This window comes from Nocardia sp. NBC_01499, from assembly GCF_045040275.1.
In the GTDB taxonomy this organism is placed as follows: domain Bacteria; phylum Actinomycetota; class Actinomycetes; order Mycobacteriales; family Mycobacteriaceae; genus Nocardia.
The window spans coordinates 1067624-1094156 of record NZ_CP109426.1; the positions used below are offsets into that span (position 1 = coordinate 1067624).

Sequence of the window (26533 nt, forward strand, 5' to 3'; positions counted from 1 at the left end):
CTCCGGGTGATTACGGACCTGGCGAGCCCCATTCGTTGCCGTGCGGGTGGCTGTGCGCTGGTGTCGGGTCGATGTGATGCGGTGGGGTATCCGCCGTCGCCGTCGTTTCACCGATCACCAACAACGACAGGGCGATTCCGACCGTGAGGGCGATCCGTCGCAACTGTGCGGATGCCGAATTTACCGTCTCGAACATGGTCGAATCATGGCTCAACCCGATATACGCCGAAAATACGTTGCGAATACAAGCTCGATTTCTGCGCACCGACCTGCGCGTATACGTCGTGTATGCGGCGCGTCGATACTGCCGTCCTACCTTTTGACTTGTCGGTGCGATCCACCGGCACACCAGAAGAGATCGCAGAGCGGAAGGGCGAATCATGCCTGACGAGAAGAACAAGCACCAGGACGAAGAGGTCGAGGCCCACGGCATCGAGGTGGAGGACGATACCGAGGCCTCCGCCATTCTCGACATCAACAACGGCTGCGGCCGGTAAATCAGTTGATTCTGACAGCGGGTCGCGCCTGTTCCTGGTGCGACCCGCTGGTCCATCGATCGAATCGCGCGAGCACGAACATTAAGGCGAATCATGTCGGACGAGCAGAAAAGCATTGGCGAGCACAACGACAAGCGGCGCGACAACGAAGCGCCGAACACCGAGGACGACGTCGAAGCGCACGGAATAGAGAACGACGACGACACCGAATCGTCGGCGTTCGATGTGAATCTCGGGCCGTAGTCGACATGGAAGTCGAGCAGCTCGACGTGCACGGAGCACGCGCCGCATTGGTCTGGGAACCCGATGTCCCGATCGTGTCGACCAGCATTCGGATCGCCGCGGGCAGCCGGGATGATCCCGCCGAGCGCCACGGTCTCGCACATGTATTGGAACACACCATGTTCGCCGGATCGGACTTTCGGGGGCGGGGGGAATTCGGGCGTCTGATCGAACATACGGGCGGTATCGTGAATGCCAGCACGCTCGCCGATTGGACGACGTACTTCCACGTGGTCCCGGCCGAATCGTTCGGCGTGGTGTTGAAATCGGAGACGGCGCGGTTCGCCACGGCCGATGATCGATTCGACCAGAAGAGCATCACCGCCGATGCGCAGATCGTGCTCCGCGAGCGTCACCAGCGAGTCTCGTCCCCGGCGTACGGCGATGCCGCCGAGCGATTGCTGGCGGCGGTGTATCCCGCCACCTCGCCCTACCGGCACCTCCCGGTCGGTGACCCGGACCATGTCGGTCGCGTCAGCGCTGCCGACTGCCGTGCGTTCTTCACACGAAACTACCTGTCGGAGAACGTCTCCGTGGTGATTCTCGGCCGCTTCGACAGAGCGGCCACCCGGGCGGAGGTCACCGAATTGCTCGGAACGTTTCGCCAGGGAACCGCCCGCGCACCGATTCCCGCCGACCGTTCACCGCGGACCGTCCGGGTGGAGGTGGCGACCGAGAATCGCGACCGCGTCTTCCTTGGAATTCCCCTAGCTCCGATGAGTGAGCGGGAATTCGATCTTGCCGAAGTCGGTTCGATATTGCTTGGCAGGGGCCCGTCGAGCATTCTGGCCCGGCTGCTCGTCCAGGAGGCCGCTCTCGCCGAATACGTGTCCTTGCGCGTGATTCCACACCAGTGGTCCGGTTCGATGGGAATCGTCGAACTCGCACCGAGCCCCGGCGTCGGGGTGGCGCAACTGCTCGCCGGATTCGACGCCGCAATGGATTCGGTGGTGCACCGCGCCGTCGCCGCCGACGACATCGCGCGGGCCAGGGCCGTCTATCTGTCGAGCTGGCTCGCCGAGGACGATTCATTGCTGCACCGGGCCGACGGCTTGACGCTGTCCATGCAGATCCACGGCGCGATCGACCGATACTTCGGGCAGCCCGCCCGTATCGAGGCAATGACGGCCGACGATTTCCAGCACGCGGCGCGGGTGTGGCACAGCCCGCGGGCGCGCGCCGAGGTGGTGTACCTCCGATGACCACCGCCCTTCGAAAGCTTCCGTCGCCGCTGGGCGTTCACCTGCTGAAAGGTCCGGCGCGGGCCAGCGGCTACGAGGTCGCCCGCATCGTGTGGCATATCGATCCGAGCGGAATACCAGACGAGGAAAGAGGTCTGCCGCTGGTGGCGCTCGAGGCGCTGCTGCGCTCGCCGATCGCCGGACCGCGACGATCGACTCTCGTCGATCGCGCAGCGGCGCTTGGCGTGCGAATCGAGCCGGGCCGCACCCATCTGTCCTGCTACTGCGATGTCCGCGGGCCACGCGACTCCGTCCGAGCGATCGTCCCCGTGCTCACCGCCTCGGTCGCGGCAGCGGAGGTCACCGACGATGCCACCCGCGCGGCCCGCGCCACGGTCGCCGCCGGTATCGCGGAGCGGGAACGCAATCTTGCCGATCATGCGCAGCGAGCGCTGTGTTCGGCCTTCGTCGGACCCGACGGCTGGCTCGGCAAGCACAGTGCGGGAACCGTCGAGTCGGTCGCCTCGATCGATCGGGCTCGGGCGGAGTCGGGCGCGCGGGGCCTCGCCGCCGCATCGGCCATCAGCCTGTTGTTCTCCGACGACGCGGCCGCTGACCTCTGGTGCGACGGTCTCGCCGAACTGGTCAGCTCGGCGAGACCGGATCCTTCGGCGGCGGAGAGCGCGAATATCGTTCGGGGACAGGCGGATCCACGTACCGAGACGAGCCTGCGTGGTCCGCGCGGGACCTACCTGCTGTGCGGCTGCCTCACCGAGGTCAACGACGTCGCGGATCAGGTGGCCCTCGAGATCGCGGCACATGCGCTCGGCGGCTGGACGATGGCCAGGTGGCAGCGTCTGTTCCGGGAGGAACTGCGCTACACCTACGGGACGGCGACCAGTTGCCGGATCATTCGAGTAGGGACGCGGGAATACGGTCTGACCACCCTCGGCATGTCGCTGATCGACGGGGATCGCGCGGCCGTCACCGAACTGTTCGATCAGCAGGCCCGGCGCTTCACCGTCGACGGGCTCACTCCCGACGAATGTGTAGGCAGCGCAAGGCAATTGCTTGCCGCCGAGCCGCTCGGCACTGTTTCGGCCCGGATCTTCGTCGCGCGGGCGGCACAACCGATCCAGAACGGATTCGACTGGACGATCGCCGCGCAGCGGCTGAGCGCTCTGGCCGCAGCGGATCCGGACGATGTCAACAGCCGACTGCGCCGGCTGATGGAAACGACGGTGATCATCAGCGTCGTAGGAGAGAGGTGACTCTGCATGACGACCGTATCCGACACCACGCACACCGAAGTGCCAACGGCGGTCGATCCGTTGCGCGCGGTGGACCCGCTGATCATCGAGGCCACCGGGGGCGGATTCCTGGTGTCCAGTCCGCGCTGTGCGCAGCGGCTCAGGGTCGAGCCGCACATTGTGGAATTGCTCGTCGCCGCCCGAAACGGCCTCGGCGACACCTGGTTCCGGCCCGATACCGACGGACCCATCCGGCTACTGACCGAATATGGATTCCTGGTCACCGAGAATCCGCCGCCGCCGTCCCCGTGGGATATCTGGGGAAATACGGCCTGGGCATTCCACCAGCGAGTCCGAGACACGCCGTTCATCGACAATACGTCGTCCGTGGCGACCGGCGAGTACATGGAGAAGGTGTCGCGCAGACCCAGGCCGTCGAGCTTCCGCCTGCGCCCCGACGCGCCGATTCTCCTCCTGCCGCGGGTCAGGACTCGCTGCGATGTCCGCTACCTCGACGTTGTGCAGTCGCGGCGCACCCACCGGCACTTCGACGGCGAGGCACTGGATCTGGACCGCTTCTCGGACATGCTGCACTACACCTTCGCCCCGCTGCGCTTCGCGGACGCGGGCCCGCTCGGCGTCCTGCAGCTGAAAGCGGCCGCCTCCGGTGGCGCGCGGCACGAGTGCGAGGCATTCGTCTTCGTCTTCGATGTCGACCGGGTGGCGCCCGGCCTGTACGCCTATGACGGTGTTCGGCACGGTCTCGTCCCGATCGATGCCACGGTGACCAGTGCGCACGCCGAGCGGCTGACCCACGGCCAGGGTCTGTTCGAGTCCGCGGCGTTCGGCGTCTTCACGGCGGCGGTCGCCGACCGCATGGCGTGGAAATATCTGAACGCGCGCGCCTACAAGCTCATGATGCACAACGTCGGCCATGTGGCGCAGGTGTTCTCCATGACCGCGGCCGCGCTCGGTCTTGGTGCCGCCATCACCGGGGCCATTCGCGATACCGAGGCCGACCGGTTGCTCGGGCTCGACATGCCCCGGGAATTCACCACATTCGCCATGGCCTGCGGTGTGCCGCTGGTACAGGCCGACGGCCTGCCACTGTCGATCAGGGTGCCATCCACCGCGCCGGAGACGTACTGATGGCCGCGCGCGCCGCCGGACTGCGGGCCAACCGGAACTGGCAGAAGCTGTGGCTCGGCCAATTGATCTCGGTATTCGGCGATTTCGTCTTCGACATCACCCTCGTGCTGTGGGTGGGTGCGGTGATCGCGCACGGGCGCTCGTTCGCGCCGATTGCCGTGAGCGGGGTACTGATCGCGGCCGCGATACCGATCGTCATCGTTGGCCCGATCGCCGGGGTCTTCGTCGATCGCTGGAATCGGCGGCGCACCATGATGATCGCCGACCTGCTGCGCGCCGGTCTGATCGGCGTCCTGGTCGTTGTGGCGATCATGCGGCCCGTGCTGCCGATCTGGGCGACGCTGACGGCGGTGTACGTCGTCGTCGCCGCGACCGCCGCCGCGGCACAGTTCTTCAATCCGTCGCGGTTCGCGACGATCGCGGCGGTGGTCGCCGAGCAGGATCGGCCGAAGGCCTTCGGGTTGACCTCGGCATCATCGAATGCGGCGGCGATTCTCGGCCCGCCGCTCGCGGCGCCACTGCTGTTCTCGATGAGTCCGGTGTGGGCACTCACCGTGAACATGGTGTCGTTCCTGATCTCGTTCACGCTCATCCGGTCGACCGTGATTGCGCCACAGCAAGATTCGGCGGCCACGGAGGCGAAGGGCTTTCGTGCCGAGTTCATCGACGGCGTGCGATTCGTCTCCGCCAGTCCGATTCTGCGGCTGATCCTGGTGACCGTCTTCATCTACATGTTCGGCGTCGGCGCCGTGAACGCGCTACAGATCTTTTTCGTCGGCGAGAATCTGAAGGTCGATCCGAGTTGTCTCGGCGTGCTCGAGGGAGCCTTCGGGTTCGGCAGCATCGTCGGGGCGCTCGCGACGCCTCGGCTGGTCTCGGTCCTCGGTGAGCGGCGCGTGTTCGCCTTCGGCGTGCTCGCCACGGCGCTCATCGCGTTCGCCTACTCCAGGTCCACCTCGCTGTACCTCGGCATCGGAGTGCTCGGACTGATCGGGATACCGGTCGCGGCCGTCAATGTCGCGCTGAGTCCCATCATCCTGCGGGAAGCGCCGAACCGGCTGATCGGCCGGGTCAACGCGGTGCTGAACCCACTGGTCTATCTGGCCTCGGTGTCCTCGATGGTGCTGGCCGGAATCGTGGCGAGTGGTCTGACCATCCATTTCCGGTGGAGCCTCGCGGGTATCGAATTCCACCGCATCGACACCATTTTCGCGTTCTGCGGACTGCTGATGCTGGTGGCCGGATGCGTGGTGACGGTACGGATGACGGCACTCCCCGATCCCGGGGAGACCGACGACGCGCGCCCCGCCCTGGTGGGCGGCGACGCGCGATCTGCAACGAACGGACAATGACATGAACATGGTAGCCAGCCGCTATCTGGTCCTCGGTGATCGCGCCTACCGTCGAGCGGACGATTCCGTTGTCCGCGTTGGCTTCTCGACCCGCGCCGGTAAGGCCTTCTCGGTGGATCGGGAGACCGCCGACCGGCTGCGGACCGGGGATATCGCCGCGATCGCACCGGCCACGCTCGCGGAGTTAGTGCGCATGGGCGTGGTCGTCGACGCGTCGCGCAACGAACTCGACGACGTGCTCGCAGTGTTCACCGATCCACGTGAGTCGTTGCGCCGCAGGACATTCGCGATCATGCCGACGGCGTACTGCAATATGGGCTGCTCATACTGCGGTCAAGAGCATTTCCGGACCCGGCATAATCCCGAGCGGACCGAACGGCTGGTGCGCAGGGTGGAGTCGGTGATGGAATCCCCGGACACCGAGGTCGTTTCCGTCAACTGGTTCGGCGGTGAGCCGTTGCTTGCCTACCGCCTGATCGTCGAGATGAGTGAGCGGTTCGTCGCGAAAGCGGCGGAGACGGGCACGGAGTATCGCGCCCAGATGCCGACCAACGGCAGTCTGATCAGTGTCCGGAAACTGACCGAACTGCACGAGCAATGCCGCCTGCGCCACGTCGATATCACCATCGACGGACCGCAGGAGATCCACGACCGGCGGCGGATCCTCAAGAACGGCATGAATTCCTTCCACAAGTGCGTCGCGGTGCTCGGCGAGATCGCCCGCGCGGATCTGATTCCCGGACTGCGCATCAACATTCGCGTCAACGTGGACAACGAGAACGAGCCGCACATCCCGCGGCTGCTCGACGATCTCGCCGCCGCGGGACTGAACGTGCCGAGATTCACCGTGCAACTCGCGCCGGTTCATTCCTGGGGTAACGATGTCTCCAACGTGGAACTCGGGATCAAGAGTTTCGCCGAACGCGAGCTGGTCCTGCTGCGGAAGGTGGCCGATCTCGGCTTCTCGCGCGTGCTGCTGCCTGGCGTGAAATCCTCGACATGCCTGGCGACCTCACGGGGCGCCGAGCTACACGACCCCACCGGAAAGGTCTACTCCTGCACCGAATATCCCCTGGTGCCGGGGGTACGCGATACCGGAGTACTGGCCAGGACCGAGGATCTGGTCGGCGCGGCACCGCGGCCGGTCGGGCAGTTCGACGACTGGTACGACCAGGTGGCCGACGAGGCGCAGCCCTGCCATCGCTGCCCGTTCCTGCCGGTGTGCGGCGGTAGCTGCCCCAAACTCTGGCGGGAGGGTCATCTGCCCTGTCCCAGCTTCAAATTCAATTTCCTGGACCGGCTGCATCTGCATGCCACCGGCAACCTCGGTCTCGAGTCCTTACCCGAGGTGACCGATGCGAGTAATTAGGTTCGCCCACACCTCGATCGGGGCGGGATTTCCCGCCGCACGCATCGCCGCATCGCGGCGCGAGGACCGGGACTGGGCCGTCGGGCACGGCGGTGGCCGTGGTGTGCGGGTATGCGTCGTCGACAGCGGAGTCGATCGCCGCCATTCGCTGCTCGGCGCGCTGGTCGACTCGTACCGCATCGTCGAGCGGGACGGGAGCTGGGGCGTCGATCCCGACGACGGCGGTGATCCCACCGGACACGGGACCGCATGCGCCGGCATCATCCGGGCCGTGGCGCCGGAATGCGAATTGACAAGCCTGCGCGTCCTCGGCGGCAACAACCGGGGTAGCGGCGCCGGTCTGTTCGCCGGGCTGCGCTGGGCGGTGGAACAGCGGTTCCCGTTGATCAGCCTGAGCCTGTCCACCCAGCGCAGTGCCGTGAAGGAGGCCCTGCACGACCTCACCGATCAGGCCTATTTCGAGGGAGTGACCTTCATCGCGGCCGCGCACAACAGTCCGGTGTCGAGCTATCCGTGGCGATTCTCTTCGGTGATCTCCGTTGGCTCACACAACCATCAGGACCCGTTGCGCGTCGAGACGAATCCGAATCCGCCCGTCGAATTCTTCGGTGCTGGCGTCCGTATCCGGGTGGCCTGGCCGGATGGAGGCACCAGGGTGGTGTCCGGCAACAGCTTCGCGACGCCGCATATCACCGGAATCTGCGCGCGAATTCTGGGGGAACATCCGGAATTCCGCACGACCCAGCTCCGACATGTCCTCGCCGTCATGTCGGACAACTTGGAAGGAGATCTCCCATGAACATCACCGACTATGAGGAGGCGCTGCGTTCAACGGTAAGACTGGCCCGATTATCGTTCTCCTCCGCCGCGGCGTCGGTCTTCCTCTATCGGGAGGACCGCAACGCCTTCGTCTTCGAGGCGGCCTCGGGCGCCGGGGAGGATCAGATCATCGGCATGGAAGTGCCTGCCGGGAAGGGCATCGTCGGCTGGGTGGCCGACTCCGGCGAACCCATCGTGGTGCGCGAGGTCTCCTCGGACAGCCGCTTCGATCTGCACACCGCCTCGGCGACCGGGTACATCCCGGACGTCATCATGGCGATTCCGTTGATCAGGCGCGGTGACATCGTCGGCGTGATGGAGGTGCTCGATCCGGTGGCCGAGCTGGACGACATCGTTGCTCTCGAGATGCTGTCGGAATTGGCCAACCAGGCCGTGCTGATCCTGTCCATGGTGCCGCGCGAGTTTTCCCCGGATTTCGCCCAGCGTGCCGCGGCCACCCGCGAATTCGCCGAACTGCTCGACCGGATACCCGATGACAAGGTGTCGGAGGTCAGCGGAATGATCGCGGCCGTTGCCGCCGTCATCCTATGACCGAGGAGCGACGACTGGTTGCGGTGCTGTTCGCCGACGTCGTCGGATCGACAGCGCTGGCCGACGGTATGGATCCGGAGGACACGCGGACCCTGATGGGCCGATATTTCGAGCATGCGGTCGCAGTGATGGATCAGGCCGAGGGGCGGCTGGAGAAATTCATCGGCGACGCCGTAGTCGCCGTCTTCGGAATTCCGCGGGCGTTCGGCGACGAATCCGAACGCGCCGTGGCAGCGGCACTGAATCTCCGCGAGGCGGTCCGTCGCGACGAGATCCTCGGCTCGCTGTTCCGGCTCCGGATCGGGGTCAATCTCGGTGAGGTCGTGACCAATCCGGATTCGACGGCGGATCATTTCCTGGCGTCCGGGGACACGATGAATACGGCGGCGCGGCTACAGCAGGCGGCCGAGCCGGACGAGATCCTCGTCAGCGAGCGCGTATTCCTCGCGGCCGACGAGGCTTTCGAGTTCGGGCCGCCGCGAGAAGTGCACATGAAAGGCAAGGCCGCCGCCGCGGTCGCGTGCGGGGTCCTTGGTACCAGGACGACGCGACGGGTCGAGCGGCCTCCGCTGGTCGGACGCCGACAGGAACTGTTCCAGCTGCGGCAGGCGGCCAAACGCGTCGTCGAGTACCACCGCGCCGAACTGGTCACCGTCCTCGCGCCGAGCGGTCTCGGAAAGACCAGGCTGATCGAGGAATTCGCCGCACAGCTGCCCTCGAAGCTCGGGTTCGAGGTGGTGTGGGTGGTCGTCGCGCAGCATGCGCAGGCGAGCAGCGAGCAGGTGCGATCGCTGATCGGCGGATTGCTCGGGGACGATGTCGACGCCGCACGGGTCCATCGGGTGTTCACTGATGGGGGCCACACCGCGGCGCAGGCCGACGCCTACACCCGTGAGATCATGGCCGCGGTCGGCGACGGCGGGCGGATCGGCGCCGACGGCACCGCCATGGTGACGGCGCTGCGGGTGCTGACCGCGCTCGCCGTCCACGGGCGACAGGTCGTTGTGCTGATCGACAACGCCCATCAGGTCAGTGAACTCGTGCTCGAGGTGGCCGCGCAGGCTACGCATCAGCGGTCCGATTCGCGGCTGCTCGTCGTGCTCGCGGCCCGTCCAGAACTCCTCGATCGCCGACCGAGCTTGGCTCGGCGGCGTGACCGGCATACGCGATTATCGTTGCCGCAGTTGACCGACGAGCAGACACGCGGGATCGCCGCGCGCTATCTGACCGGGCAGTCCGCGCGGCTCATCGACCTCATCGCGGCCAGGTCCGGCGGCAATCCGTTCTTCGTTCTCGAATTCGTCCGCTCCGCCACCCAGAGCGCCGTCGATCCGACGGTGCCGGAACCGCCGCTGCCCGATACGGTGCATGCCGCGGTCTTGGCCCGCCTGGATCTGCTCACCGCCTGTGCCCGAGACGTTCTCAAACTCGTCGCGGTGGCGGACGCGGTGCTTCCGCCGGAGCGCTACGCCGATCTGCTGGCCGAGTGGGATCGGCCGGAGGTGGAGGCGGGTATCCACGAGCTGATGACCAAGGATGTCGTTCGCGCCGAGGCGGGCGGGCGACTGGCGATCGGGCAGCCGATCGTCCGGGATATCGTCTACGGCGCACTGTCGCGGGCGGTGCGCATCGAACTGCATTCCGGAATCGCCGGAATGCTCACCGATCTCGATCGCCGATCGCACCGACTGTCGGTGATGATCGGAAAGCACTATCTGTCCGCGATCGAGGCGAGCCGCCGGTCGACCATTCCGGTCCAGCTGCCGTTCGAATCCGGTGCCGCGGTGGGTGATCTGATGACGGCGGCGACCGTATCCAGCAGCGCCGGTCTGGCGGTGGACGCGCAGACCTTCCTCGAGGGCGCACTGGCGATCGCGGCGCCCGAGCGGTCACCGGAGCTGTTCGAGCTGTTGGGTGCGGTGTCTGGCATCTCACCGGCCGCGGTGTCCGCCTACGAGAATGCCCTCCGGCAGCTGACGAACGCCGGCCCTGGAGACGACACGTTCCACGAGGCCGCGGTCCGGATTCGACGAAAGCTGTTGCTGCTGTGGCTGCGTTGCGGGCTGATGTCGCGGATGCGAGTCGATCGGAAGACGATTCTGCGGCACTATGTCGAGGCCCACCGGTTGGCCACCGACGGCGTCGGCCGCGACGAGGTGTTGCGCCTGCGGACGGTCGATCTGTTCTTATTCTTCGATCGGCAACCCATGGCGGTCGTGGACGGCGACTTCGTCGTGCGGGCCGACCCCGCCGCGCTGCTTGCCGAGGGCCGCGCCATCGTCGCGCACTTCCTTGCGATCGGCGATGTGGTGGCGGCCAACGAGGCCCTGGACGGCTGCCATATCGCCGCCACCTTCTTGCACATGCCCGACACGGCACTCGGATTCTGCCGCGAACGACTGATGCTGCCCGACCTGCCACCGCACGAACTCGGTGACGCCCTGGCGATGATGGCCAGAGCCCATGCGGCCCTTGGCAATCCGGTCGCCGGGCTGACGGCGATCGAACAGGAGGCCGGCCGCCACCAGCACAGCGACCACGACCCACATCTGGCACACCCCCTCGCCCACGGCATAGCGGTCGCCTACGCGGCGGGCGAGTGGGCCACCGCGGAACGGCTCGGCGCGCAGCTTGCCCGAATATACGAGCAGACCACCGCCTCACCCCAGGACGCGGCCCTGTGCGTCGAGGGCTTCTTCGCCCTCGTCCGCATCGCGCTCGCGCGGGAAGATCGTCAGGGCGCCAACGGATTCGCCCGCCTCATACTCGACTGCTTGCAAACCGTGCCAACCCTGCTCGCCGCCGGTCGCGCCCTGCTGGCATTGGAACTGCGCGACGGCTCCAACGCCGATGCCGTCGACGGCGCCGAATTCGGCTCCCAGGCACTGAGTTTCGTGGCCTTCAACAACGAACGGGGCCTGCTCAGCTCCCCCGCCGCCATCGCGGCCGCCGCCGCGAACGGCGCCGCGTACCGCTCCGGCGTTCCCGAGGTGGCCCAGGCCCTGCGCGACAACAACGACATTGCCTTGGCCGCCTGCATCACCGCCCTCGACGACCTCGGCCGTCCCGTCGCCGCGGCCCGCCTGCGACTGGTCCACGCGCAACGAACCGGCGACCGCTCCCAGCTGCCCGCCGCCCGTGCGACGCTGGAACGATTGCGGGACAGGCGATTTCTGCGACGGTTGGACCAGCTGGGCGCTATCCGATGATCACCACGCTGCTCGAGCCGACACCTCACTGACCACCGGTCCTACACCCCTACTCCAGCCACAGCACCGAGACCGCCGTCAACCTCATCGAGGCCGCGTTGGCCGCCGGACGCGCGGCCGCCGCGGCCATCGCCGCGCCGCAGCGCTTCGACGGGGTCGAGCTGGAACTGGCGAGCGACTACCTGTCGATGACAGAGATCGCCGAGGTCCTCTCCCACGCTCTGGACACGCAGCTGTCCGCACCGGACATGACCGAGGAACAGGCCATCGCCGCCGGAATGCCGGCGATGGGCGCCTCGCACGAGTGGCTCAACGTGGCCGGCCAGCCGGGCCGCCCGCAATACGCCAGAGACCTCGACATCCCACTCACCAGCTTCGAAGAATGGGCACAGCGACACATGCGGCCCGCAGCCTGAGCGGTCGCCACCATCCGGCGACTCGCACCCGGCTCAGGTCCACACGAGTGGTCATGTGCGCGCGGCCAGAGCCGTTCACCGGGCCGGTCTGTCGCGGAGGATAGCGGCCAGTAGGGCCGCGGCTGCGGCGATGGCCGCGGTGGCGGTGAACGCGGTGCCGTAGGCGTTGGCGAGGTGCGATGCGGTGGGGTGGTTGCCGGAGTCGCCGGCCGCGGTGGTGATGGCGAGTAGTCCGGCCAGCCCTAGTGCGCCGCCGATTTGACGGGTGGTGTTGATCAGTCCGCCGGCCAGTCCGGCGTGTTCGGTGGGTACACCGGCGGTGGCTCGTGCGGTGAGTAGAACGAACGCGATGCCTTGTCCGGTGCCGATGAGGAGTGAGGGGGCGGCTATGTCGGTGAGGAATCGCCCGTCGACGGGGGTGCGTGCGAGCCAGGCCAGCCCGGCCGCGAGCAGTGCCAGTGCGGTGGCCAGCAGGGCGCGAGTGTTGAGGTGTCGAGCCAGTTTCGGTGTGATCGTGGAGGCGGCTGTGATCATGATCGCCAGCGGCAGTTGGGTGAGGCCGGCTTGGATCGGTGTGTAGCCGAGCACCTTCTGCTGGTAGAGCGGGAGGAAGTAGAACAGCCCCAGCCATACCGCGCCGAGCAGTGTCATGACAATGTTCGCGGTCAGTACCCCGCCGATGCGCAGGATCGCGGGCGCGACGAGCGGCTGCGATAGCCGCCGCTGTGATTCGGCGAAGAGGATGAGCAGTAATACCGCCGCGATCAGTGGGGCGATGACGCGGGGCGTGGTCCAGCCGTATTGCCCGCCGACCGACAGCGCGTAGGTGAGTGCGGCGAGTCCACCGGTCACGGTGGCCGCGCCCCACAGGTCGATCCGGCCGCCCGCCGGAAGGTCGGCGGGTACCAGCGATATCGTGGCGGCCAGCACCGCGAACGCCACCGGTGCGCCGATGAAAAATACTGCGCGCCAGCCGAATACGCCGGTCAGGAGGCCGCCCGAGAGCACGCCGGCGACACCGCCGATTCCCGATACCGCGCCCCATACCCCGATTGCCCGCGCGCGACCAGCGCCTGCGGGAAATAACGTCAGCACCAGTGCGAGCGCAGTCGGGGCGAGCAGTGCCGCGCCCACCCCCTGTCCGACTCTGGCGGCGAGGAGGACCGCGGCGGTGGGGGCGAGTCCCGCCACGATCGAGCTGGCCGTGAAAATCGCTGTGCCGGTAAGGAATACCCGCCGCCGTCCGAATACGTCGCCGAGTCGACCGCCAAGCAGCAGCAGGGCCCCGAACGCGAGTACGTAGCCGTTGACGACCCAGGAGAGCCCGATGGGTGACAGTTCGAGCCCGCGCCCGATGTCGGGCAGGGCGACATTGACGATCGAGGTGGTCAGCACGACCAGGAACTGTGCGGTGGCCAGGACGGTGAGCCCGATCCATGCCCGGGCCGACGGGATGGGGGTTCGGTTTACGGGGGCGGGCTGTAGTCGGGGGGTCATGATCTGTCTCCGGGTCCATGCACAGGTGGCCGTCCGACGGCTCGGTGGCCATCGGACGGCCACCTGCGGTTGTCCTAACGAATTCGGTTGTGCCGCAGGTAGAAACGCCGATCAGTCCGCGATCCAAGATCCGTGGATACCGCCGGGCACGTGCCGGGGCAGTTCGACGGCCGCGATCGGCGGTGCGGTGAAGTCGCGGGCGTCGAGGACGAGCAGCTCCGACGCCTTGCCTGCGCGGTCGCCGACGAGGGTGAGCAGGTAGCCGTCGTCTTCGCCCGTGGCGTCGGTGGCTGGGACGAAAACGGCTTCACCGGGGATACGGCCCGCACCGGTCGGGGCAAGCAGGCGTGCGCCGGTGTCGTTGTCGTACTTGACGATTCCCACACCGTCGGATCCGGAGCCGGGGTAGGCGACCGCGTAGCTGTAGCGGTTGCGGCGCCCGACGTAGTCGTCGTTGATGGTCGGGAATTCGGTGACCAGCGAGTCCATCATTTCCTCGCGTGCAATGGTCTGCCCGGGTTCGAGGACCCAGCGGTACTGTAGAGCCCCGGCGACCGGGTCGGTCGGGTATCCGGGTGCGCCGATCCACCACTTCCACGATGTCTCCCAGGCCGACCGGTCCAGCCGGGGGCCTTCCACGACGACCCGCCCGGCCGCGTCCTCGTAGGCATTCGAAACATGCAGCATCGCACCGGGTTCCACGTCGAACCAGCGCACCGGACCGGTACTGGTACGGGGCAGGATACCTATGCGTGCCTGGTAGGCGTCGTCCCACCGGTAAGGGATGCCGGAGGTTTCGGCGGGGTTGAAGGTCACCGACAGGTCCAGCCACACCGCGTAGTGCTCGGTGATCGCGAAGTCGTGCATCAGTGACGGGCCCGCCCCCTCGACGATCTGCTGGTGGCGCAGGTCGCCGTCGGCGGAGGCGATGTAGTAGATCAGGTGCGGCGCGACCGGGGAGTAGGCGAAGAAATGCAGTTCACCGGTGACCGGGTCCACCTTCGGGTGCGCGGTCATCGCGGTTTTCAGCTTGCCGCCGAAGTCGTAGGCGCCGACCGTATCCAGCTCCGGCGTCACCTCGAACGGCAGGTTCGACTCCTGCAGCGCCAGGATGCGCCCGGCGTGCTCGATGATGTGGGTGCCCGCCACACTGGCGGTCAAGTCGATGCTGCCGTCCTCGCGGATATAGGGTGCGCCGTCGAAGGCGGGCGTCTTCACCCACCGGTTGCGGTACCACTCGGCCTGACCGTCACGCAGCCGCAGGCCGTGCAGCATGCCCGCGCCTTTGAACCAATGTGTCGGTGTGTCACCGGGTTTCGGGTTGTGGCCGTTGCGGAAGTAGCGGCCGTGCAGTTCGGTGGGGATGGTCCCGCGCACCTGCAGATTGTGCGCGGTCACCTCGTCCGGCACGGGCTGGTAGTGGCCGGTCAGGTAGGGCTTGGCAAGCGTGATGTCGCTGTTCATCGGGGTACCTAATGATTCGCTCGAGTGACAGGGGTGGGATCCGAGAAGGCACCCATGCCAAGGGTTTCCGTCGTCAATTATCCGGCCGTGGCTTCGATGTGCGCCTTCAACAGTTCCAGTCCGGGTTGGATTTGTGCCGGGTCTTCGACCGGGTGCGGGCCGGGCGGTTCGGTGTCGGGGATCAGCCGCTCGAACAGGCGGCAGAACAGCGTCGTGCCGTCGCCGAGGTCGAAGGTGGTGAAGGTGGCGATCGCGTGCATCGCCGCAGCCGGGACATCGTCGTCGAGCACGTCGCGGCCGACGACCGTCCACAGTTTGCCGGGCACCCGCGCCACCACGGTGTATTCCTTCGGCTTCTCGTTCAGCTCCGGAAAGATGTACTCCAGCAGCACATCTCCGAGTTCGGCGGGGACGCCGTCGGTGCCGCGGCGCACCTCGGTTCCCGACGCGAATGGCAGCCACTTCGGCAGATTCGACCAGGTGGTCGCCCAGTCGTAGACGACCTGCGCCGGGCGTTCGACGACGATGCGGTTCTCGACGAACCGGACGTTCAGGTTGTCCGGGATCTGGGGTACGTACAGGTCAGACATGATCTCTCCTTCTTGGGTTGTGTCTTGTGCAGGCCGCTATCCGGCGTGATGTGCGCCGGTCATCAGCGCGGCGAGGTCTTCGGGGTGCAGGAACGACGGAGGTGGTGGCGGGCCCCAGCTGAACAGGCCCTGGGCGCCGGTGAAGACCTCCGGGGTCCAGAGTTGGTCGTCGATGATCGAGTCCATGTCGGAGTAGTACTCGGAGAAGTTGCCCGCTGGATCCTTGAGGTACCAGAAGAAATTCGAGCCCGCATGGTGGCGTCCCAGACCCCAGACGTGTCGTTCCGGGTTGCCTTCGAGCATGGCGGTGGCACCGCGGCCGACGTCATCGATATCGTCGAGCTGCCACGAGGTGTGGTGCAGGAAGTTGACCGGCGCATTGAGCACAAGCACGTTGTGGTGGTCGGTGGAACAGCGCAGGAACGCGCCTTCGCCCTTGATCTCGTCGGAGAGCTTGAAACCCAGGCCGTCGACGAAGAAGCGGCGGGTGGCCGCGTAGTCCACCGAGCCGAGGACCGCGTGGCCGAGCTTGCGCGGCCGTATCGGATCCTCGCGCAGCACACCGGGGGCGCGGGCGCCGCTGCGTTCGATGCGGCCGGGCCCGTTGTACGGGGTCGCCGGTGCGGCGGGTTGGGTCAGGCGGTTCGAGATCCGCACCACGGCACGGAAATTGGCGATCGGTTCGGTGGTGGCGACCGAGTCGGCGGTGCGCTGCACCGGCAGGCCGAGCGTGTGCAGGCGGGCGGCCACCGCGTCGAGATCGTCGGAATCGTCGGCGCCGATGACGATTTCGGCCAGTCGCCGGGACGGTGTGCGGATGAGCCGGAGTTGGTCGCCGCCGTCGCGGGTGGCCAGCCAGCCATCCGGTCGGGGTGCGAGCCCGAATTCGGTGTAGTAGTCGCGGGTCGCGGCCGGATCGGGTACGCCGATGGTGACCGACGACAGTCGGTGTAATGCCATTGTTTCTCCAGGGAATTCGGGATGATTCAGTGTCCGGCGACCAGCAGGTGACGCATCTCGCCGACGCCGCGAACGTAACTGACCAGTTCGTCGCCGGGGGCGAGATACCGCTGCGGGGTGCGGCCGAACCCGACCCCGGCGGGGGTACCGGTGAAGATGACATCGCCGGGCAGCAGTGATGTGATCGCCGACAGCCGCGCGATCAGCTCGGGCACCGGGAAGATCATGTCGCAGGTCCGGCCCTTCTGCATCTGCTCGCCGTTGATCAGGCAGCCCAGTTCCAGATCGTCGGGGTCGTCGAACTCGTCCGGGGTGACCAGCATCGGCCCGATCGGCCCGAAGCCCGGAAAGGACTTGCCCATGCTGAACTGGGGCGCCGGGCCCGCCTGCTGCCGGACGCGCTCCGAAATGTCTTGACCCACAGTGACACCCGCGACGTAACGCCACGCGTCGGCGGCGGCGACGCGATGCGCCGGGCGGCCGAGCACGACGACCAACTCGACCTCCCAGTCCACCTTGCCAGGCACCAGCGTGATCGTCCCGTACGGATTGGCCAGCGAGGTCGCGAATTTGGTGAACACCGGCGGTTCCTCGGGCACCGCGAACGACGACTCCGCGGCGTGGTCGGCGTAGTTGAGGCCGATGGCGAACAGCTGCCGGGGATGGGGGGCCGGATTGCCGAATTCCGTTGCCGCAACGTCCGATAACGGTGTCCCCGCCTCGGTGACGGTCGTGCAGAACTCGAGCAGTTCGTCCCAGTGCTCGTAGGCGTCCTGGATATTCGGGCCGAACCAGCCGCGGCTGGTGCGGGCGAGGTCGATGACGGTATCGGACGCGGTGATCAGCGACAGCCGGTTCGAGATGGTGGCGAAACGCATGATGGTGACTCCTGACCAAGAGATGTGAACGAGTTCGGAAGGGTCAACGAGGCGTCGGAACCGGGTCACCGTGGGTGGCCGCGGACCGCACCGATCTCGGCGCGCAGGTAGTCGACCGTCGCCTGCACCGCACGACGGGCACCGACCAGGTCGGCGCCGACCAGGCGGTGCTCGCGCTTGACGATCCGGCCGTCGACCACGAGCACGTCGTGGCCTTCGAGAACGGTCCGGCGCGAATCCATGGTGAGGACAGTCCCGCCGCGGAGCACGGACGGACGGTGAACGGTGCGCGAGCGCATGGCAACTCCTCGAATGACGTTGCTCGGCACGGGTTTCCGACTCCCGAACCGCCGAGCTGGTGACACTTTCGAAAGTATCCGCAAACTTTCGAAAGTGCAAGAGACATTCGTAAACTGCTAGAGTGAGTGCATGGCGAAGAGCGACGGGACGACCCGCACCGACGGCATCCACCAGGCGTTGCGGGCCGACATCCTCGGCGGTCGGCTGGTACCGGGCGAACGGCTCAAGTTCCCGGACCTGGCCGACCGCTACCAGGTGAGCGTCGGCGCCACCCGCGAGGTGCTGACGCGGCTGGTCGCCGAGGGACTGGTGGTGACGAAGGCGCATCAGGGCTACCAGGTCCGGCCGCTGTCGCACCGAGACCTGGCCGAGCTGACGCAGGCGCGGGCGGAGATAGAATCCCTGGTCCTACGGATATCCGTACTGGAGGGCGATATGCCATGGGAGGCCGATGCCGTTGCCGCACACCACCTTCTGGAACGCACCCGCTACCGCGATCCGGCGGATCCGGACCATCCGACCGACGAATGGTCGCAAGCCCACGCCGCCTTTCACTACGCACTGCTGGCGGGTTGCGCCAACCAGCGGCTGCTCGACACGGCGCGGTCGCTGCGGCAGGAGGCCGAGTTGTACCGGCAGTGGTCGGTGTCCCTGGGTAACGAACCCGGCCGCGACGTCGCCGCCGAACACCGAGCCCTGCTCGACGCCGTGCTCGCCCGCGACGCCGACCACGCACAGCAACTACTCCGCGACCACATCACCCACACCACCCGGCTACTGATCAGCTGCGCACCCGACCAACCAAATCGGGACGAATGAATGAAACCGTCCGCGGGCCGGCCGATCGGTAATCAGGCCACGACATCCACGCCCGACTGGTGGCCCACCGGTTTCCGCGCGGCTTGCGTCATGCGGCACGTCACGACCGGTCGGCGAGTCCGTCGTCGAACGCCGCGCGCTTCGGGTGAGCCGAAATCCGCGACCGTTGCGACCTCCAACTCGCCGGTCGCCGGTCGACGGGCTCCGCACCGATCCTGGCGGAGTCGGTGCGGAGCAGTGCATCGAGTGACGTTGTCTATCAGCGGAATTCGCTGATGACGCGGCCGAGTGAGGTCAGATTTTCGCCGATGCCCATGGTGACGAAGTAGGTGATGCCATAGGTGTCGCGGTAGTGGCGCAGCGTGTTGGCGATATCGGTGGCGGAGCCGTGGACGACGCCGGGCAGGCACCGGATTTCCGCATCGGACAGGCCGGGGTGGATTCGTCGGAGCTGGGGCAGATCGATGTCGTCGACCCCGCCGATATGGACCGTCGGCAGGACAAGGGACAGTTCGATATCGGCGATACGGTCGCCGGCCACGCGGCGGATGAGCTCGATCCGCCCGGCGAGTGGGTCGGGTTGTTCGGGGGTGGCGCTTGTGCTGAGGGAGATGTTGATGATGTCGGCATGTCGCGCCGCAACGGTGAGCAGCCGGTCGCCCTGACCGGCGATCATTACCGGCACCCGGTGCCCGGCCTCGCTCAGCGCCTTGCCGACCTCGCGCACCGTTTGCTCCAGCTGCTCGACCCGCTGGCGTGCGCTCGGGAACTGCAGCCCGGCAGCCTCGAACTCCTCGGCGACATACCCTGCGCCGAGACCGAGTTCGAAACGCCCGTCGGTGAGTTCGTGCAATCCGGCGACATCTCGGGCCAGCAGCGCGGGCCGGTAGAACCCGGTATTGAGTACGAACGTGCCCAACTTCGCGCGGCTGGTCACCGCCGCGACGGACACCAGCGCGGGGAGCGGTGTGAGCCTGCCGAGATGGTCGGGCGCCAGTAGAACGTCGTACCCCAGCTCCTCGGCATGCCGCGCGGTGGTCTGCCACGCCGCACGGCCCCCGGTCGAGCTCAGGTTGACGCCGAACCGAATATCCTTGGTACTCATTGCAATCCTTTGCGATGCGGATGATCTACGGGTCGTGTCAGCTGCTGCTGTCAGCCCAGTGGTGAATTCAGCGGCTGTAGTTGCTCGGGAGAGGGCGTAGCTTCGACGACGGCGGCCATCGCCCCGCTTGACCTCGCACCGGACTCGGCCGTGCGGCTCACCGACGACGTGGGGATCAACCGCAGTAATGCCCGCGCGCCGTCTTCCGCCCCGGCCCCGCGCGCGGCGAGGTAGCCGTCCGGGCGGATGAGAATCAGTTCGCCCGGCTCGGTGGTGTAGACGCGCTCGAATTCGCCGTCACCGTCGAACATTCCGTCGCCGGGGGTGGTGGTGATCCGGTACGCGCGCAGATCGGCCGATTCGATGCTGTCGACGAGAGTCGTTGCGCTGCCGTCGATATCGAAGGCCAGGAGGGTCCACTGCGGACCGCGGGTGAGGTCGAACAGGTCGACAGCGCCGTCGGGACCGCGCAGGCCGGTAATGTTCGGCGCCCGGTCACCGGCGACCGGGTGGCCCGCAGCGCGTGCGGCGGACTCATCGCCGTAGCGGATGCCGAGACCCGTGGTCAGCTCGGCGTCGGCGAGTTCGGCCATCGCGGCGGCCACTTCACCCATATCGCCATTCGCGCCGTCGACCACGCGGTCCAGCCGCTTGGTGCTCAGTTCGAGTACCGTCCGGGCGACGGGGATGCGTTCCGCGGCATAGCTGTCCAGCAGTTCGTCGGGCGCACCCGCGATGACCGCGCCCAACTTCCAGCCGAGGTTGTAGGCGTCCTGAATGCCGGTGTTCATGCCCTGTCCGCCGGCGGGCGAATGCACATGCGCGGCATCGCCGGCGAGCAGCACCCGACCGCGACGATAGTCGGACACCATGCGCACATTCACGCGATAGATCGACAACCAGGTCGCGCGGGTCAGCGCGATCCCGGCGTTCCGGTCGTCGAGCAGTTGCTGGTAGAGTTCGCGGGACGGCTCGGCTGGTTCCGCATCGTCCGGGATACGGTTCTGGAGCTGCCAGATATCGCTGTTGGGGAGCGGCGTGAGGACGAGCATTCCGGCGCTGGAGGTCCAGACATGGGCGCGGTCGCGTGGCAGGCCGTCGACGGTGACATCACCGAGGTACCAGCGCTCGCACTCGCGGGTCTCGCCCTCCAGCGGGAGACCGATCAGGCGGCGGATCGTGCTCTTGCCGCCATCGGTGCCAACGGCATAGCGCGCGCCGATTGTGCGCTCGCCCGCCGCGGTCCGCACGGTCACCGAGACCCGGTCCGAATCCTGCACCAGACCAATGGCTTCCGCGCCGTACTCCACCGCACCGCCGAGCTCATGGAGCCGCTCGCGCAGCGCGTGCTCCACGTCGAACTGCCCGATCCAGAGCATATCGGGATAGGGGGTGCGGAAGTCGGCCCTGGCCGGGACCGTGACCGACGGCCGATCGGCGACGCCGCCGGACGGATCGTGAAAGCGCACAGGCAGATTCGCGACGCCGTGCCGCACGACATGGTCGACGGCGCCGAGATCGTCGAGCACCTCCAGGGACCGCGACTGAATCCCCTTGGCCTTGGACGCACGACTGGCAGCCACATCCCGCTCGATGAGATGGCAGGCGACGCCACGGCGGGCGAGATCGCACGCCAGCGTGAGTCCCACCGGGCCGGCGCCGATGATGAGTACTTCGGTCTTGATCGCGTCGTGTGCGTTCACAACTTCCTCCACGAACATCTTTAGATGCGGATACGCATCTTACTGAGCCGAGAGTAGCCCCGCCTGATAAGATGCACAAGTGCATCCTAGTAACCCTCAATCGCTCCAACGCCGCCGCGGCGCGGTCCTGGAGGAAGCGCTGCTCGACGCTGCTTGGGCCGTACTGCGCGAGCACGGCTACGCCGGATTCACCCTCGAAGCCGTCGCCGGCCGGGCGGGCACCAGCCGCCCGGTGCTCGCCCGCCGCTGGAGCAGTCGTCGCGAACTGCTGCACGCCACCATCACGCATGCGAGTGCGCGGCGACCGATCGCGACGCCACAAACCGGAACCCTGCGCGGGGATCTCATCGCGTTGCTGGGTGAGGTCAACAACTCCCGCATCGATCTCGCCACGGTGATGGGCGTCCAGCTCGGCGGCTACTACCAGGAAACCGGCGAAACCCTTGCCGACCTCCGCGAAATCTCGCTCCGCGGCCAGAAGACGGTCCTCGATGACATCCTGGCGGCGGCCATCGAACGCGGCGAGATCGACCCAGCCAGACTCACCCCCAGGCTGCGAACCCTCCCCGCCGACTTACTCCGCCACCATGTCTTCATGACGCTGCAACCCATGCCGGACGCAGATATCGAAGACATCATCGACAGCATCTTCCTGCCCTTGATCCGACCCGCACCATAAGCCGCCGAGGAGTGCTCGAGACCTGGCTGACATTCGTTAGTCGACAGGCCCCCGGGCGGTCAGGACCGTCCTGAGCACGTGCTCGACCGCGGACGCGAACAATGCTCCCCGTAGCTCATTTCGTGCAGCCAGGTTGCGGGTGGCGAGGTCGAGCATCTGATCGGGGGTTAGGCGGCGCACTACCAGGGCGGCAACGTCTTCCAGATCGAGGTCGCTGTTCGCGTTATCCAGTCTGGTCAAGGCGAACGAGACGACGATTTCCTCGTCGGTCATTCTTCGCCTCCGCCGTTCACTCGTCCAGCCACGCCGTGATGGTCAGGTCAATACTACGGCGTTGGTCGATCGCTGCACCCTTCCGATGGATGGTGGGATCGGTCGCAACGGATTCCCTTAGATCCGCAGCTTTCACGTCGTTCGTCTGGCCGACATCGCAGCTGAGGACCAATCGACTGCCCCAGCCATCCAGTCGGCGGAGTTATTCGGCCGACTGGCCGGTTTCGCCGGTCGTCGCCGCGGTCTAGGTTCGAGCCGTGTTCACGATCGTGGCCAGTCGGTATCGCAGACGCAGCGAACGGTGTTCTCGGTACTCCTTCTCGCCGAAGGGAACGCGATCGTGACCACAGGAACCACTACGCTCTTCAGCACCTCGTCTCGGCGGTGGGATCGCTTGGGCCGCAGCCTGATGGCCCTGAACTCCGCAGCCGCCTTCGCGGTGTTCATCAACGGCTGCTTCCTGATGGCGGACGTGAGCGAGGACCGCCTGCTGGTGGAGGGTTGGCGAACCTTCGGATACCTGGTGTTCAGCGTGATGTGGGCGATGCTCGCCTACCGGCCGCGTCGGGTTCCAGTGATCTGGGAAGTGGTGATCTTCCACAAGGTGGCGGTAGCGGTGCTCGCCTTGACCATCCTGAACACCACCGAGGGCATACAGTCCGCGGTCACCGACTCCACCGTCGCCGCACTCACGATCTTCGCCTACATCGCCTGCCATGGGTGGGAATCGTGGCGGGTCATCAATGGAGATTGAGAAGTCCGGCGCCTACCTATGGTTGCTCGACGATGCCCGTAGCAACGTCCGGCTGCGCCGCGATCATCCGCGACGAGATCAAGCAAGGCCTGGTGCGGGCCACAGCTTGCTCCCACGGACTGCGAGCAGGTAGCGGTGATGGTAATCATTGGGGGAATCCCAGCTCCAGGATCGTTCAGATCCGCAACCTATCAAGGAATTTTATGCCGATGCAGACAACCGAATCCGGCGACTCGCAGGCGGCGGCCCGCCCGGGTCGGCGGGCAGTGCTCGCCGGGGCGCTCGCGCTAGCCGGTGCCACCCTGGTCCCGGATGCGCCTGCCGGTGCGCAGCCGCCGAGCGGGATCGATTGTCGCGGTGCGCGGTTCGTGGCCGTGCCGTCCGATGTTCGGCAGGTGCGGTTCCGGATCAACGGCGCGTGGGCCGATCCGGTGGCGGTGCGAGCGGCGCAGCACGGGCGTGACGATCGGCGGGCGGCGCTGTCCGAACCACTGGCGGTGCCGGCGGGTGCGGAGGAGATCAGCGCCGGCAACGGTGCGGTCGGCTTGTTCGGACCCCCGCTCGCCCAGCCCTTCCGGGCACCGGTCACCACCTCCTACGCCTGGGGTTTCCCGGTGGTGACCCGATCCGGATGGGGTGTCGACGAATCCCTGATGACCTGGGGTGCACCGGAATTCGCGCCGGCGCAGCTGATCACCGTGCATCACTCGGCTATTCCGGACGGCACGGAGTACAGCGACTACCGCGACGCGGTCCACGAAATCTTCCGCTACCACGCGCTCCCTGCCCCGGATGGGCAAGGGTGGGGTGACATCGGCTATCACCTGGTGATCGACCCCAACGGAGTGATCTACGCGGGCCGCAGCACCGGCACCGCCACCGAGCCCGCTGACGCTTCGCCGATCTTCGAGCCGGGATCCACGCTCACCCGCGGTGCCCGGATCATCACCGCCGGACACGTGGTTGGCGCGAACACCGGCAATATCGGCATCTGCATGATCGGGGATTTCACCCACCATCTGCCCAGCAAGCCGGCCCTGCACAGCCTCGACATCGTCCTGGCCCGGCTGTGCACAGGATTGGAGCTGGACCCGTTCACCCAGGTCCAGTACACCAACCCGGTCAACGGCAACACCGCCACCATGCCGGCGATCAGCGGTCACCGCGACTGGCAGGCGATCGCCGGCCCCACCGAGTGCCCCGGAGATTTCGTGCACGGCGCCTTGCCGCTTCTGCGCGGGCTGACGGAAGTCGGCTGATCCAAGTGGTCGGCATGTCCTAAGGACATGCCCGACAAAGAAGTGGCGGGTGCTCGCGGCAGCAAGTTGATGTCGAGCCCAGGTGCCTCGACCTCTGCTCGGAGGGCCGCGCGGACCGACCGTCCGTTCACCGCGCAAGCGCCAGCACGGGCCGCGTCCAATGCGGCCCGCTTCGAAAAGCACTGCATTGCCGGAGGCGGGCGGTTCGAAGCGGCCACGCGGCAGGACTGAAAGAGTAACGAGCCGAGCTCATCTCGACCGGACGAACGCACTGATCTGCCAGCACGTACGGCATTCGATCTAGAACACGTCGCGCAGGGTCTCCAGGAGGCGGGCGATGTTCGCCTCGTCGCGGCGGTAGTAGGTCCACTTGCCCCGCCGCGTGGCGACCACCAACCCTGCTTGCCGCAGCATCGCGAGGTACTGCGAGGTGGTTGACTGCCCCAGACCAACCCGCTGCTGAATGTCGCTGTAGCTTATACTCTTCGATCCCCTCTGCCGAGCAGTCCGGACGTCACCGCCCCCGGCGAACGCCCGCTTCATAGCTGGTCTATCAGACCGGACCGCGATCGATGAATCATCACGACCAGCAGCAGGGTCGTCATCGACCCTCTGGAACTCCTTGCGGCACAAGGTAGTTCACAAACTCAATACCGCAAGCTCACGGTAGCGCACAATCGGCTCCCCGAGGTGGGTGTTCTTCGGCCAGGACAAACACGTCGTGGCGGCGGCCGAGATCAAAGTCGTAGTCACTCCCCTGGCGGCCGTAAGAACTAGGCCATTCAGGGCAACGTCCCTCATGGCGCGACCGCGCGCCCGGCCGACCACGTTCAGATGGTCGGCCGGTGCCGGGAGCGTCCCATATTGCCGCGGAGCGCACCCGGCCAGCCATAGCTGGTGAGCGCCAGTCGATCTCGGAAACGTCCGGATCTGCCGACGAGCGTGCAACTCGGCGAACACATCGCGTCGTTGCCTAATCAGTGGGCGAACGTGTCGTTGATGTAGTTTGCCGCGTGTGTCGTCCACACCACGTTCGTGCCGGGCACGTTCTGCGCCGAATAGGCGACGTGCGAGCCGTTCGGCCAAGGCGTCAGCAGGTCGATGACGCCGCGCGTCGCCTCGGCATAGCGGCCAAGGTTGGCAACCGGGTCCTGCATCAACCACCGCAGCAACTCGCCGAAGATCAGATAACTCACATTGCCGAAACGCGCGCCCTCCACGAACGAGAACGGTGAGATCCCCACATCGACGATCCGCAGCGGCGAGTCCGCCGGGGACGCGGTAATGATGTCCGCCGGATTGGCGTACTCGCGCGTCTGGACCCGCTCCGGCCACGGCCCATGCTGCCCGTGCAGTCCGAAGGTCGACGGTGGGCACAGGTCGCCGACCGAATCTCCCGCGCTGCGAAGCGGATTGGCGATATTGACCGCGAACGCGATCTCCAGCGGGCTGCCGTCGGTGTTGGTGTACTGCCCGGACTGCACCCCCTCGAGGATCCGGCTGACGCAGATGCCGCCCAGCGAATAACTCAGCATCGCACAAACATTCGGTGAATCCTGAATCGCCTGCACCCCGGCGGCGATGCCCTCCTGCACCGAGGTGTCCAGCGACGGACCCCACAGATTAGGGTCAGGCCCGATCGACGCCGTCCAATCCGGTTCGAAACTGCGGAAATACCCCGGGTCGAGCAGGCCCGTGACGGCCGCCAGCATGCCTATCGGTGCGCCGTCCGGGTTACGTGTCTCGTTGGTTCCTCGAAATGTGAAGATGTCGATCATCGGTACTCCTCACCCGAATAAACACCCCCCGTAACACCACGGTAGATCCATAGCGACCGACCAGTGGGCAAGTTCAGGACTCGGTCAGGAATCGATCGCGGTCGGCCCGCATCTCACGGGATGGGGATTTCGTTGAGTTGGATGAGCGTGGCGGTGCCGCCGGTGCTCAGTTTCGCGCCGGACCGTTACAGCCCTCGCGGCTCGACCCACCGACCGCGCAACGCAGCGATAGGTGGCTGTCCCGCGCGCCACAAGCTGTGATCGCCTGAACGTCCGGTATTAGCGCGGAGCGCGCAATCCGAGCGGACGCTGGCCAGGCCTCGGACCGGTTGGCCACCAACGCCTCTAGAACGTCCGCAACTAGCCGATGACCGTGATCAAGCGGTAGGCCGAACGCT

26 protein-coding genes are annotated in these 26533 nt (G+C 66.6%); 14 read left to right on the forward strand and 12 right to left on the reverse strand.

Features of this window, described 5'->3' with window-relative positions:
• Nucleotides 1–10: 10 nt before the first annotated feature.
• Entirely contained in the window at nucleotides 11–196 is a 186-nt protein-coding gene (locus tag OG203_RS04805; RefSeq protein WP_405164438.1) for a hypothetical protein, read from the reverse strand.
• A 394-nt stretch (nucleotides 197–590) separates the two neighbouring features.
• Here OG203_RS04805 and OG203_RS04810 point away from each other — a divergent pair, with 394 nt between their 5' ends.
• From OG203_RS04810 to OG203_RS04855, 10 genes are all read left to right on the forward strand, one after another.
• A complete protein-coding gene (locus OG203_RS04810) occupies nucleotides 591–740 on the forward strand; it encodes a hypothetical protein (protein ID WP_405164439.1) in 150 nt (49 codons plus the stop codon).
• A 5-nt stretch (nucleotides 741–745) separates the two neighbouring features.
• A complete protein-coding gene (locus tag OG203_RS04815; RefSeq protein WP_405164440.1) occupies nucleotides 746–1981 on the forward strand; it encodes a M16 family metallopeptidase in 1236 nt (411 codons plus the stop codon).
• Entirely contained in the window at nucleotides 1978–3231 is a 1254-nt protein-coding gene (locus OG203_RS04820; RefSeq protein ID WP_405164441.1) for a hypothetical protein, read from the forward strand. The genes OG203_RS04815 and OG203_RS04820 overlap by 4 nt, the downstream gene beginning before the upstream one ends.
• A 6-nt stretch (nucleotides 3232–3237) precedes the next feature.
• The gene (locus OG203_RS04825) at nucleotides 3238–4359 is read left to right on the forward strand and encodes a SagB/ThcOx family dehydrogenase (RefSeq protein WP_405164442.1); all 1122 of its coding nucleotides are present in this window, start codon (nucleotides 3238–3240) and stop codon (nucleotides 4357–4359) included.
• Complete coding sequence (locus tag OG203_RS04830; RefSeq protein ID WP_405164443.1) at nucleotides 4359–5711, forward strand: MFS transporter; 1353 nt, start codon at nucleotides 4359–4361, stop codon at nucleotides 5709–5711. The genes OG203_RS04825 and OG203_RS04830 overlap by 1 nt, the downstream gene beginning before the upstream one ends.
• 1 nt (nucleotide 5712) lies before the next feature.
• Nucleotides 5713–7080: a radical SAM protein gene (locus OG203_RS04835; RefSeq protein WP_405164444.1), complete on the forward strand. Its 1368-nt coding sequence runs from the start codon at nucleotides 5713–5715 to the stop codon at nucleotides 7078–7080.
• Nucleotides 7067–7879 (forward strand): S8 family serine peptidase, encoded by an 813-nt coding sequence (locus OG203_RS04840; protein WP_405164445.1) that lies wholly within the window; start codon nucleotides 7067–7069, stop codon nucleotides 7877–7879. The genes OG203_RS04835 and OG203_RS04840 overlap by 14 nt, the downstream gene beginning before the upstream one ends.
• Nucleotides 7876–8451 (forward strand): GAF domain-containing protein, encoded by a 576-nt coding sequence (locus OG203_RS04845; RefSeq protein WP_405164446.1) that lies wholly within the window; start codon nucleotides 7876–7878, stop codon nucleotides 8449–8451. Before OG203_RS04840 ends, OG203_RS04845 begins: the two co-directional genes overlap by 4 nt.
• Complete coding sequence (locus OG203_RS04850) at nucleotides 8448–11660, forward strand: adenylate/guanylate cyclase domain-containing protein (protein WP_405164447.1); 3213 nt, start codon at nucleotides 8448–8450, stop codon at nucleotides 11658–11660. The genes OG203_RS04845 and OG203_RS04850 overlap by 4 nt, the downstream gene beginning before the upstream one ends.
• Before the next feature lie 98 nt (nucleotides 11661–11758).
• On the forward strand, nucleotides 11759–12076 hold the full coding sequence (locus tag OG203_RS04855) for a hypothetical protein (RefSeq protein WP_405164448.1): 318 nt from the start codon (nucleotides 11759–11761) through the stop codon (nucleotides 12074–12076).
• 75 nt (nucleotides 12077–12151) lie between these two features.
• On the opposite strand, the gene OG203_RS04860 is transcribed toward OG203_RS04855, so the two are convergent.
• The 6 genes from OG203_RS04860 to OG203_RS04885 form a co-directional block, all read right to left on the reverse strand.
• Nucleotides 12152–13573, reverse strand: coding sequence for an MFS transporter (locus tag OG203_RS04860; RefSeq protein ID WP_405164449.1), 1422 nt, complete (start codon nucleotides 13571–13573; stop codon nucleotides 12152–12154).
• A 111-nt stretch (nucleotides 13574–13684) separates the two neighbouring features.
• Nucleotides 13685–15037 (reverse strand): carotenoid oxygenase family protein, encoded by a 1353-nt coding sequence (locus OG203_RS04865; RefSeq protein ID WP_405164450.1) that lies wholly within the window; start codon nucleotides 15035–15037, stop codon nucleotides 13685–13687.
• Between the two features lie 77 nt (nucleotides 15038–15114).
• The gene (locus OG203_RS04870) at nucleotides 15115–15627 is read right to left on the reverse strand and encodes an SRPBCC family protein (RefSeq protein WP_405164451.1); all 513 of its coding nucleotides are present in this window, start codon (nucleotides 15625–15627) and stop codon (nucleotides 15115–15117) included.
• Between the two features lie 36 nt (nucleotides 15628–15663).
• A complete protein-coding gene (locus OG203_RS04875) occupies nucleotides 15664–16587 on the reverse strand; it encodes a VOC family protein (RefSeq protein ID WP_405164452.1) in 924 nt (307 codons plus the stop codon).
• Between the two features lie 26 nt (nucleotides 16588–16613).
• Nucleotides 16614–17465 (reverse strand): fumarylacetoacetate hydrolase family protein, encoded by an 852-nt coding sequence (locus OG203_RS04880; RefSeq protein ID WP_405164453.1) that lies wholly within the window; start codon nucleotides 17463–17465, stop codon nucleotides 16614–16616.
• 65 nt (nucleotides 17466–17530) lie between these two features.
• The gene (locus tag OG203_RS04885) at nucleotides 17531–17764 is read right to left on the reverse strand and encodes a hypothetical protein (RefSeq protein WP_405164454.1); all 234 of its coding nucleotides are present in this window, start codon (nucleotides 17762–17764) and stop codon (nucleotides 17531–17533) included.
• Nucleotides 17765–17894: 130 nt separating this feature from the next.
• Between OG203_RS04885 and OG203_RS04890 the strand changes: the two genes are divergently transcribed.
• Nucleotides 17895–18584 carry a GntR family transcriptional regulator gene (locus OG203_RS04890; RefSeq protein ID WP_405164455.1) on the forward strand — a complete coding sequence of 230 codons (690 nt, stop codon included), beginning with the start codon at nucleotides 17895–17897 and terminating at the stop codon, nucleotides 18582–18584.
• Between the two features lie 259 nt (nucleotides 18585–18843).
• Here OG203_RS04890 and OG203_RS04895 read toward each other — a convergent pair whose 3' ends face one another.
• Nucleotides 18844–19689 carry a TIGR03621 family F420-dependent LLM class oxidoreductase gene (locus tag OG203_RS04895; protein WP_405164456.1) on the reverse strand — a complete coding sequence of 282 codons (846 nt, stop codon included), beginning with the start codon at nucleotides 19687–19689 and terminating at the stop codon, nucleotides 18844–18846.
• A gap of 50 nt (nucleotides 19690–19739) precedes the next feature.
• Nucleotides 19740–21392 carry an FAD-dependent oxidoreductase gene (locus tag OG203_RS04900; protein WP_405164457.1) on the reverse strand — a complete coding sequence of 551 codons (1653 nt, stop codon included), beginning with the start codon at nucleotides 21390–21392 and terminating at the stop codon, nucleotides 19740–19742.
• Nucleotides 21393–21471: 79 nt separating this feature from the next.
• On the opposite strand from OG203_RS04900, the gene OG203_RS04905 reads away from it, so the two are divergent.
• Entirely contained in the window at nucleotides 21472–22071 is a 600-nt protein-coding gene (locus tag OG203_RS04905; protein ID WP_405164458.1) for a TetR/AcrR family transcriptional regulator, read from the forward strand.
• 36 nt (nucleotides 22072–22107) lie between these two features.
• On the opposite strand, the gene OG203_RS04910 is transcribed toward OG203_RS04905, so the two are convergent.
• Nucleotides 22108–22344 carry a hypothetical protein gene (locus OG203_RS04910; RefSeq protein WP_405164459.1) on the reverse strand — a complete coding sequence of 79 codons (237 nt, stop codon included), beginning with the start codon at nucleotides 22342–22344 and terminating at the stop codon, nucleotides 22108–22110.
• Nucleotides 22345–22684: 340 nt separating this feature from the next.
• Between OG203_RS04910 and OG203_RS04915 the strand changes: the two genes are divergently transcribed.
• Both OG203_RS04915 and OG203_RS04920 read left to right on the forward strand, forming a co-directional pair.
• Nucleotides 22685–23098, forward strand: coding sequence for a hypothetical protein (locus tag OG203_RS04915; RefSeq protein ID WP_405164460.1), 414 nt, complete (start codon nucleotides 22685–22687; stop codon nucleotides 23096–23098).
• Nucleotides 23099–23307: 209 nt separating this feature from the next.
• Complete coding sequence (locus OG203_RS04920; RefSeq protein ID WP_405164461.1) at nucleotides 23308–24357, forward strand: peptidoglycan recognition family protein; 1050 nt, start codon at nucleotides 23308–23310, stop codon at nucleotides 24355–24357.
• Between the two features lie 300 nt (nucleotides 24358–24657).
• Here OG203_RS04920 and OG203_RS04925 read toward each other — a convergent pair whose 3' ends face one another.
• Nucleotides 24658–24900: an ArsR/SmtB family transcription factor gene (locus OG203_RS04925; RefSeq protein WP_405164462.1), complete on the reverse strand. Its 243-nt coding sequence runs from the start codon at nucleotides 24898–24900 to the stop codon at nucleotides 24658–24660.
• A gap of 434 nt (nucleotides 24901–25334) precedes the next feature.
• Nucleotides 25335–26135, reverse strand: a complete 801-nt coding sequence (locus OG203_RS04930; protein ID WP_405164463.1) for a hypothetical protein — start codon at nucleotides 26133–26135, stop codon at nucleotides 25335–25337.
• Nucleotides 26136–26533 lie beyond the last annotated feature (398 nt).

What these genes read in the sequence shown, in the direction of transcription:
- OG203_RS04840 (WP_405164445.1), top strand. Translation starts at nt 7,067, where the DNA reads ATGCGAGTAATTAGGTTCGCCCACACCTCGATCGGGGCGGGATTTCCC.
- OG203_RS04890 (WP_405164455.1), top strand. Translation starts at nt 17,895, where the DNA reads ATGGCGAAGAGCGACGGGACGACCCGCACCGACGGCATCCACCAGGCG.
- OG203_RS04810 (WP_405164439.1), top strand. Translation starts at nt 591, where the DNA reads ATGTCGGACGAGCAGAAAAGCATTGGCGAGCACAACGACAAGCGGCGC.
- OG203_RS04875 (WP_405164452.1), bottom strand. Translation starts at nt 16,587, where the DNA reads ATGGCATTACACCGACTGTCGTCGGTCACCATCGGCGTACCCGATCCG.
- OG203_RS04825 (WP_405164442.1), top strand. Translation starts at nt 3,238, where the DNA reads ATGACGACCGTATCCGACACCACGCACACCGAAGTGCCAACGGCGGTC.
- OG203_RS04925 (WP_405164462.1), bottom strand. Translation starts at nt 24,900, where the DNA reads ATGAAGCGGGCGTTCGCCGGGGGCGGTGACGTCCGGACTGCTCGGCAG.
- OG203_RS04805 (WP_405164438.1), bottom strand. Translation starts at nt 196, where the DNA reads ATGTTCGAGACGGTAAATTCGGCATCCGCACAGTTGCGACGGATCGCC.
- OG203_RS04930 (WP_405164463.1), bottom strand. Translation starts at nt 26,135, where the DNA reads ATGATCGACATCTTCACATTTCGAGGAACCAACGAGACACGTAACCCG.
- OG203_RS04850 (WP_405164447.1), top strand. Translation starts at nt 8,448, where the DNA reads ATGACCGAGGAGCGACGACTGGTTGCGGTGCTGTTCGCCGACGTCGTC.
- OG203_RS04860 (WP_405164449.1), bottom strand. Translation starts at nt 13,573, where the DNA reads ATGACCCCCCGACTACAGCCCGCCCCCGTAAACCGAACCCCCATCCCG.
- OG203_RS04880 (WP_405164453.1), bottom strand. Translation starts at nt 17,465, where the DNA reads ATGCGTTTCGCCACCATCTCGAACCGGCTGTCGCTGATCACCGCGTCC.
- OG203_RS04895 (WP_405164456.1), bottom strand. Translation starts at nt 19,689, where the DNA reads ATGAGTACCAAGGATATTCGGTTCGGCGTCAACCTGAGCTCGACCGGG.
- OG203_RS04885 (WP_405164454.1), bottom strand. Translation starts at nt 17,764, where the DNA reads ATGCGCTCGCGCACCGTTCACCGTCCGTCCGTGCTCCGCGGCGGGACT.
- OG203_RS04815 (WP_405164440.1), top strand. Translation starts at nt 746, where the DNA reads ATGGAAGTCGAGCAGCTCGACGTGCACGGAGCACGCGCCGCATTGGTC.
- OG203_RS04865 (WP_405164450.1), bottom strand. Translation starts at nt 15,037, where the DNA reads ATGAACAGCGACATCACGCTTGCCAAGCCCTACCTGACCGGCCACTAC.
- OG203_RS04820 (WP_405164441.1), top strand. Translation starts at nt 1,978, where the DNA reads ATGACCACCGCCCTTCGAAAGCTTCCGTCGCCGCTGGGCGTTCACCTG.
- OG203_RS04910 (WP_405164459.1), bottom strand. Translation starts at nt 22,344, where the DNA reads ATGACCGACGAGGAAATCGTCGTCTCGTTCGCCTTGACCAGACTGGAT.
- OG203_RS04830 (WP_405164443.1), top strand. Translation starts at nt 4,359, where the DNA reads ATGGCCGCGCGCGCCGCCGGACTGCGGGCCAACCGGAACTGGCAGAAG.
- OG203_RS04835 (WP_405164444.1), top strand. Translation starts at nt 5,713, where the DNA reads ATGAACATGGTAGCCAGCCGCTATCTGGTCCTCGGTGATCGCGCCTAC.
- OG203_RS04920 (WP_405164461.1), top strand. Translation starts at nt 23,308, where the DNA reads ATGCAGACAACCGAATCCGGCGACTCGCAGGCGGCGGCCCGCCCGGGT.
- OG203_RS04870 (WP_405164451.1), bottom strand. Translation starts at nt 15,627, where the DNA reads ATGTCTGACCTGTACGTACCCCAGATCCCGGACAACCTGAACGTCCGG.
- OG203_RS04845 (WP_405164446.1), top strand. Translation starts at nt 7,876, where the DNA reads ATGAACATCACCGACTATGAGGAGGCGCTGCGTTCAACGGTAAGACTG.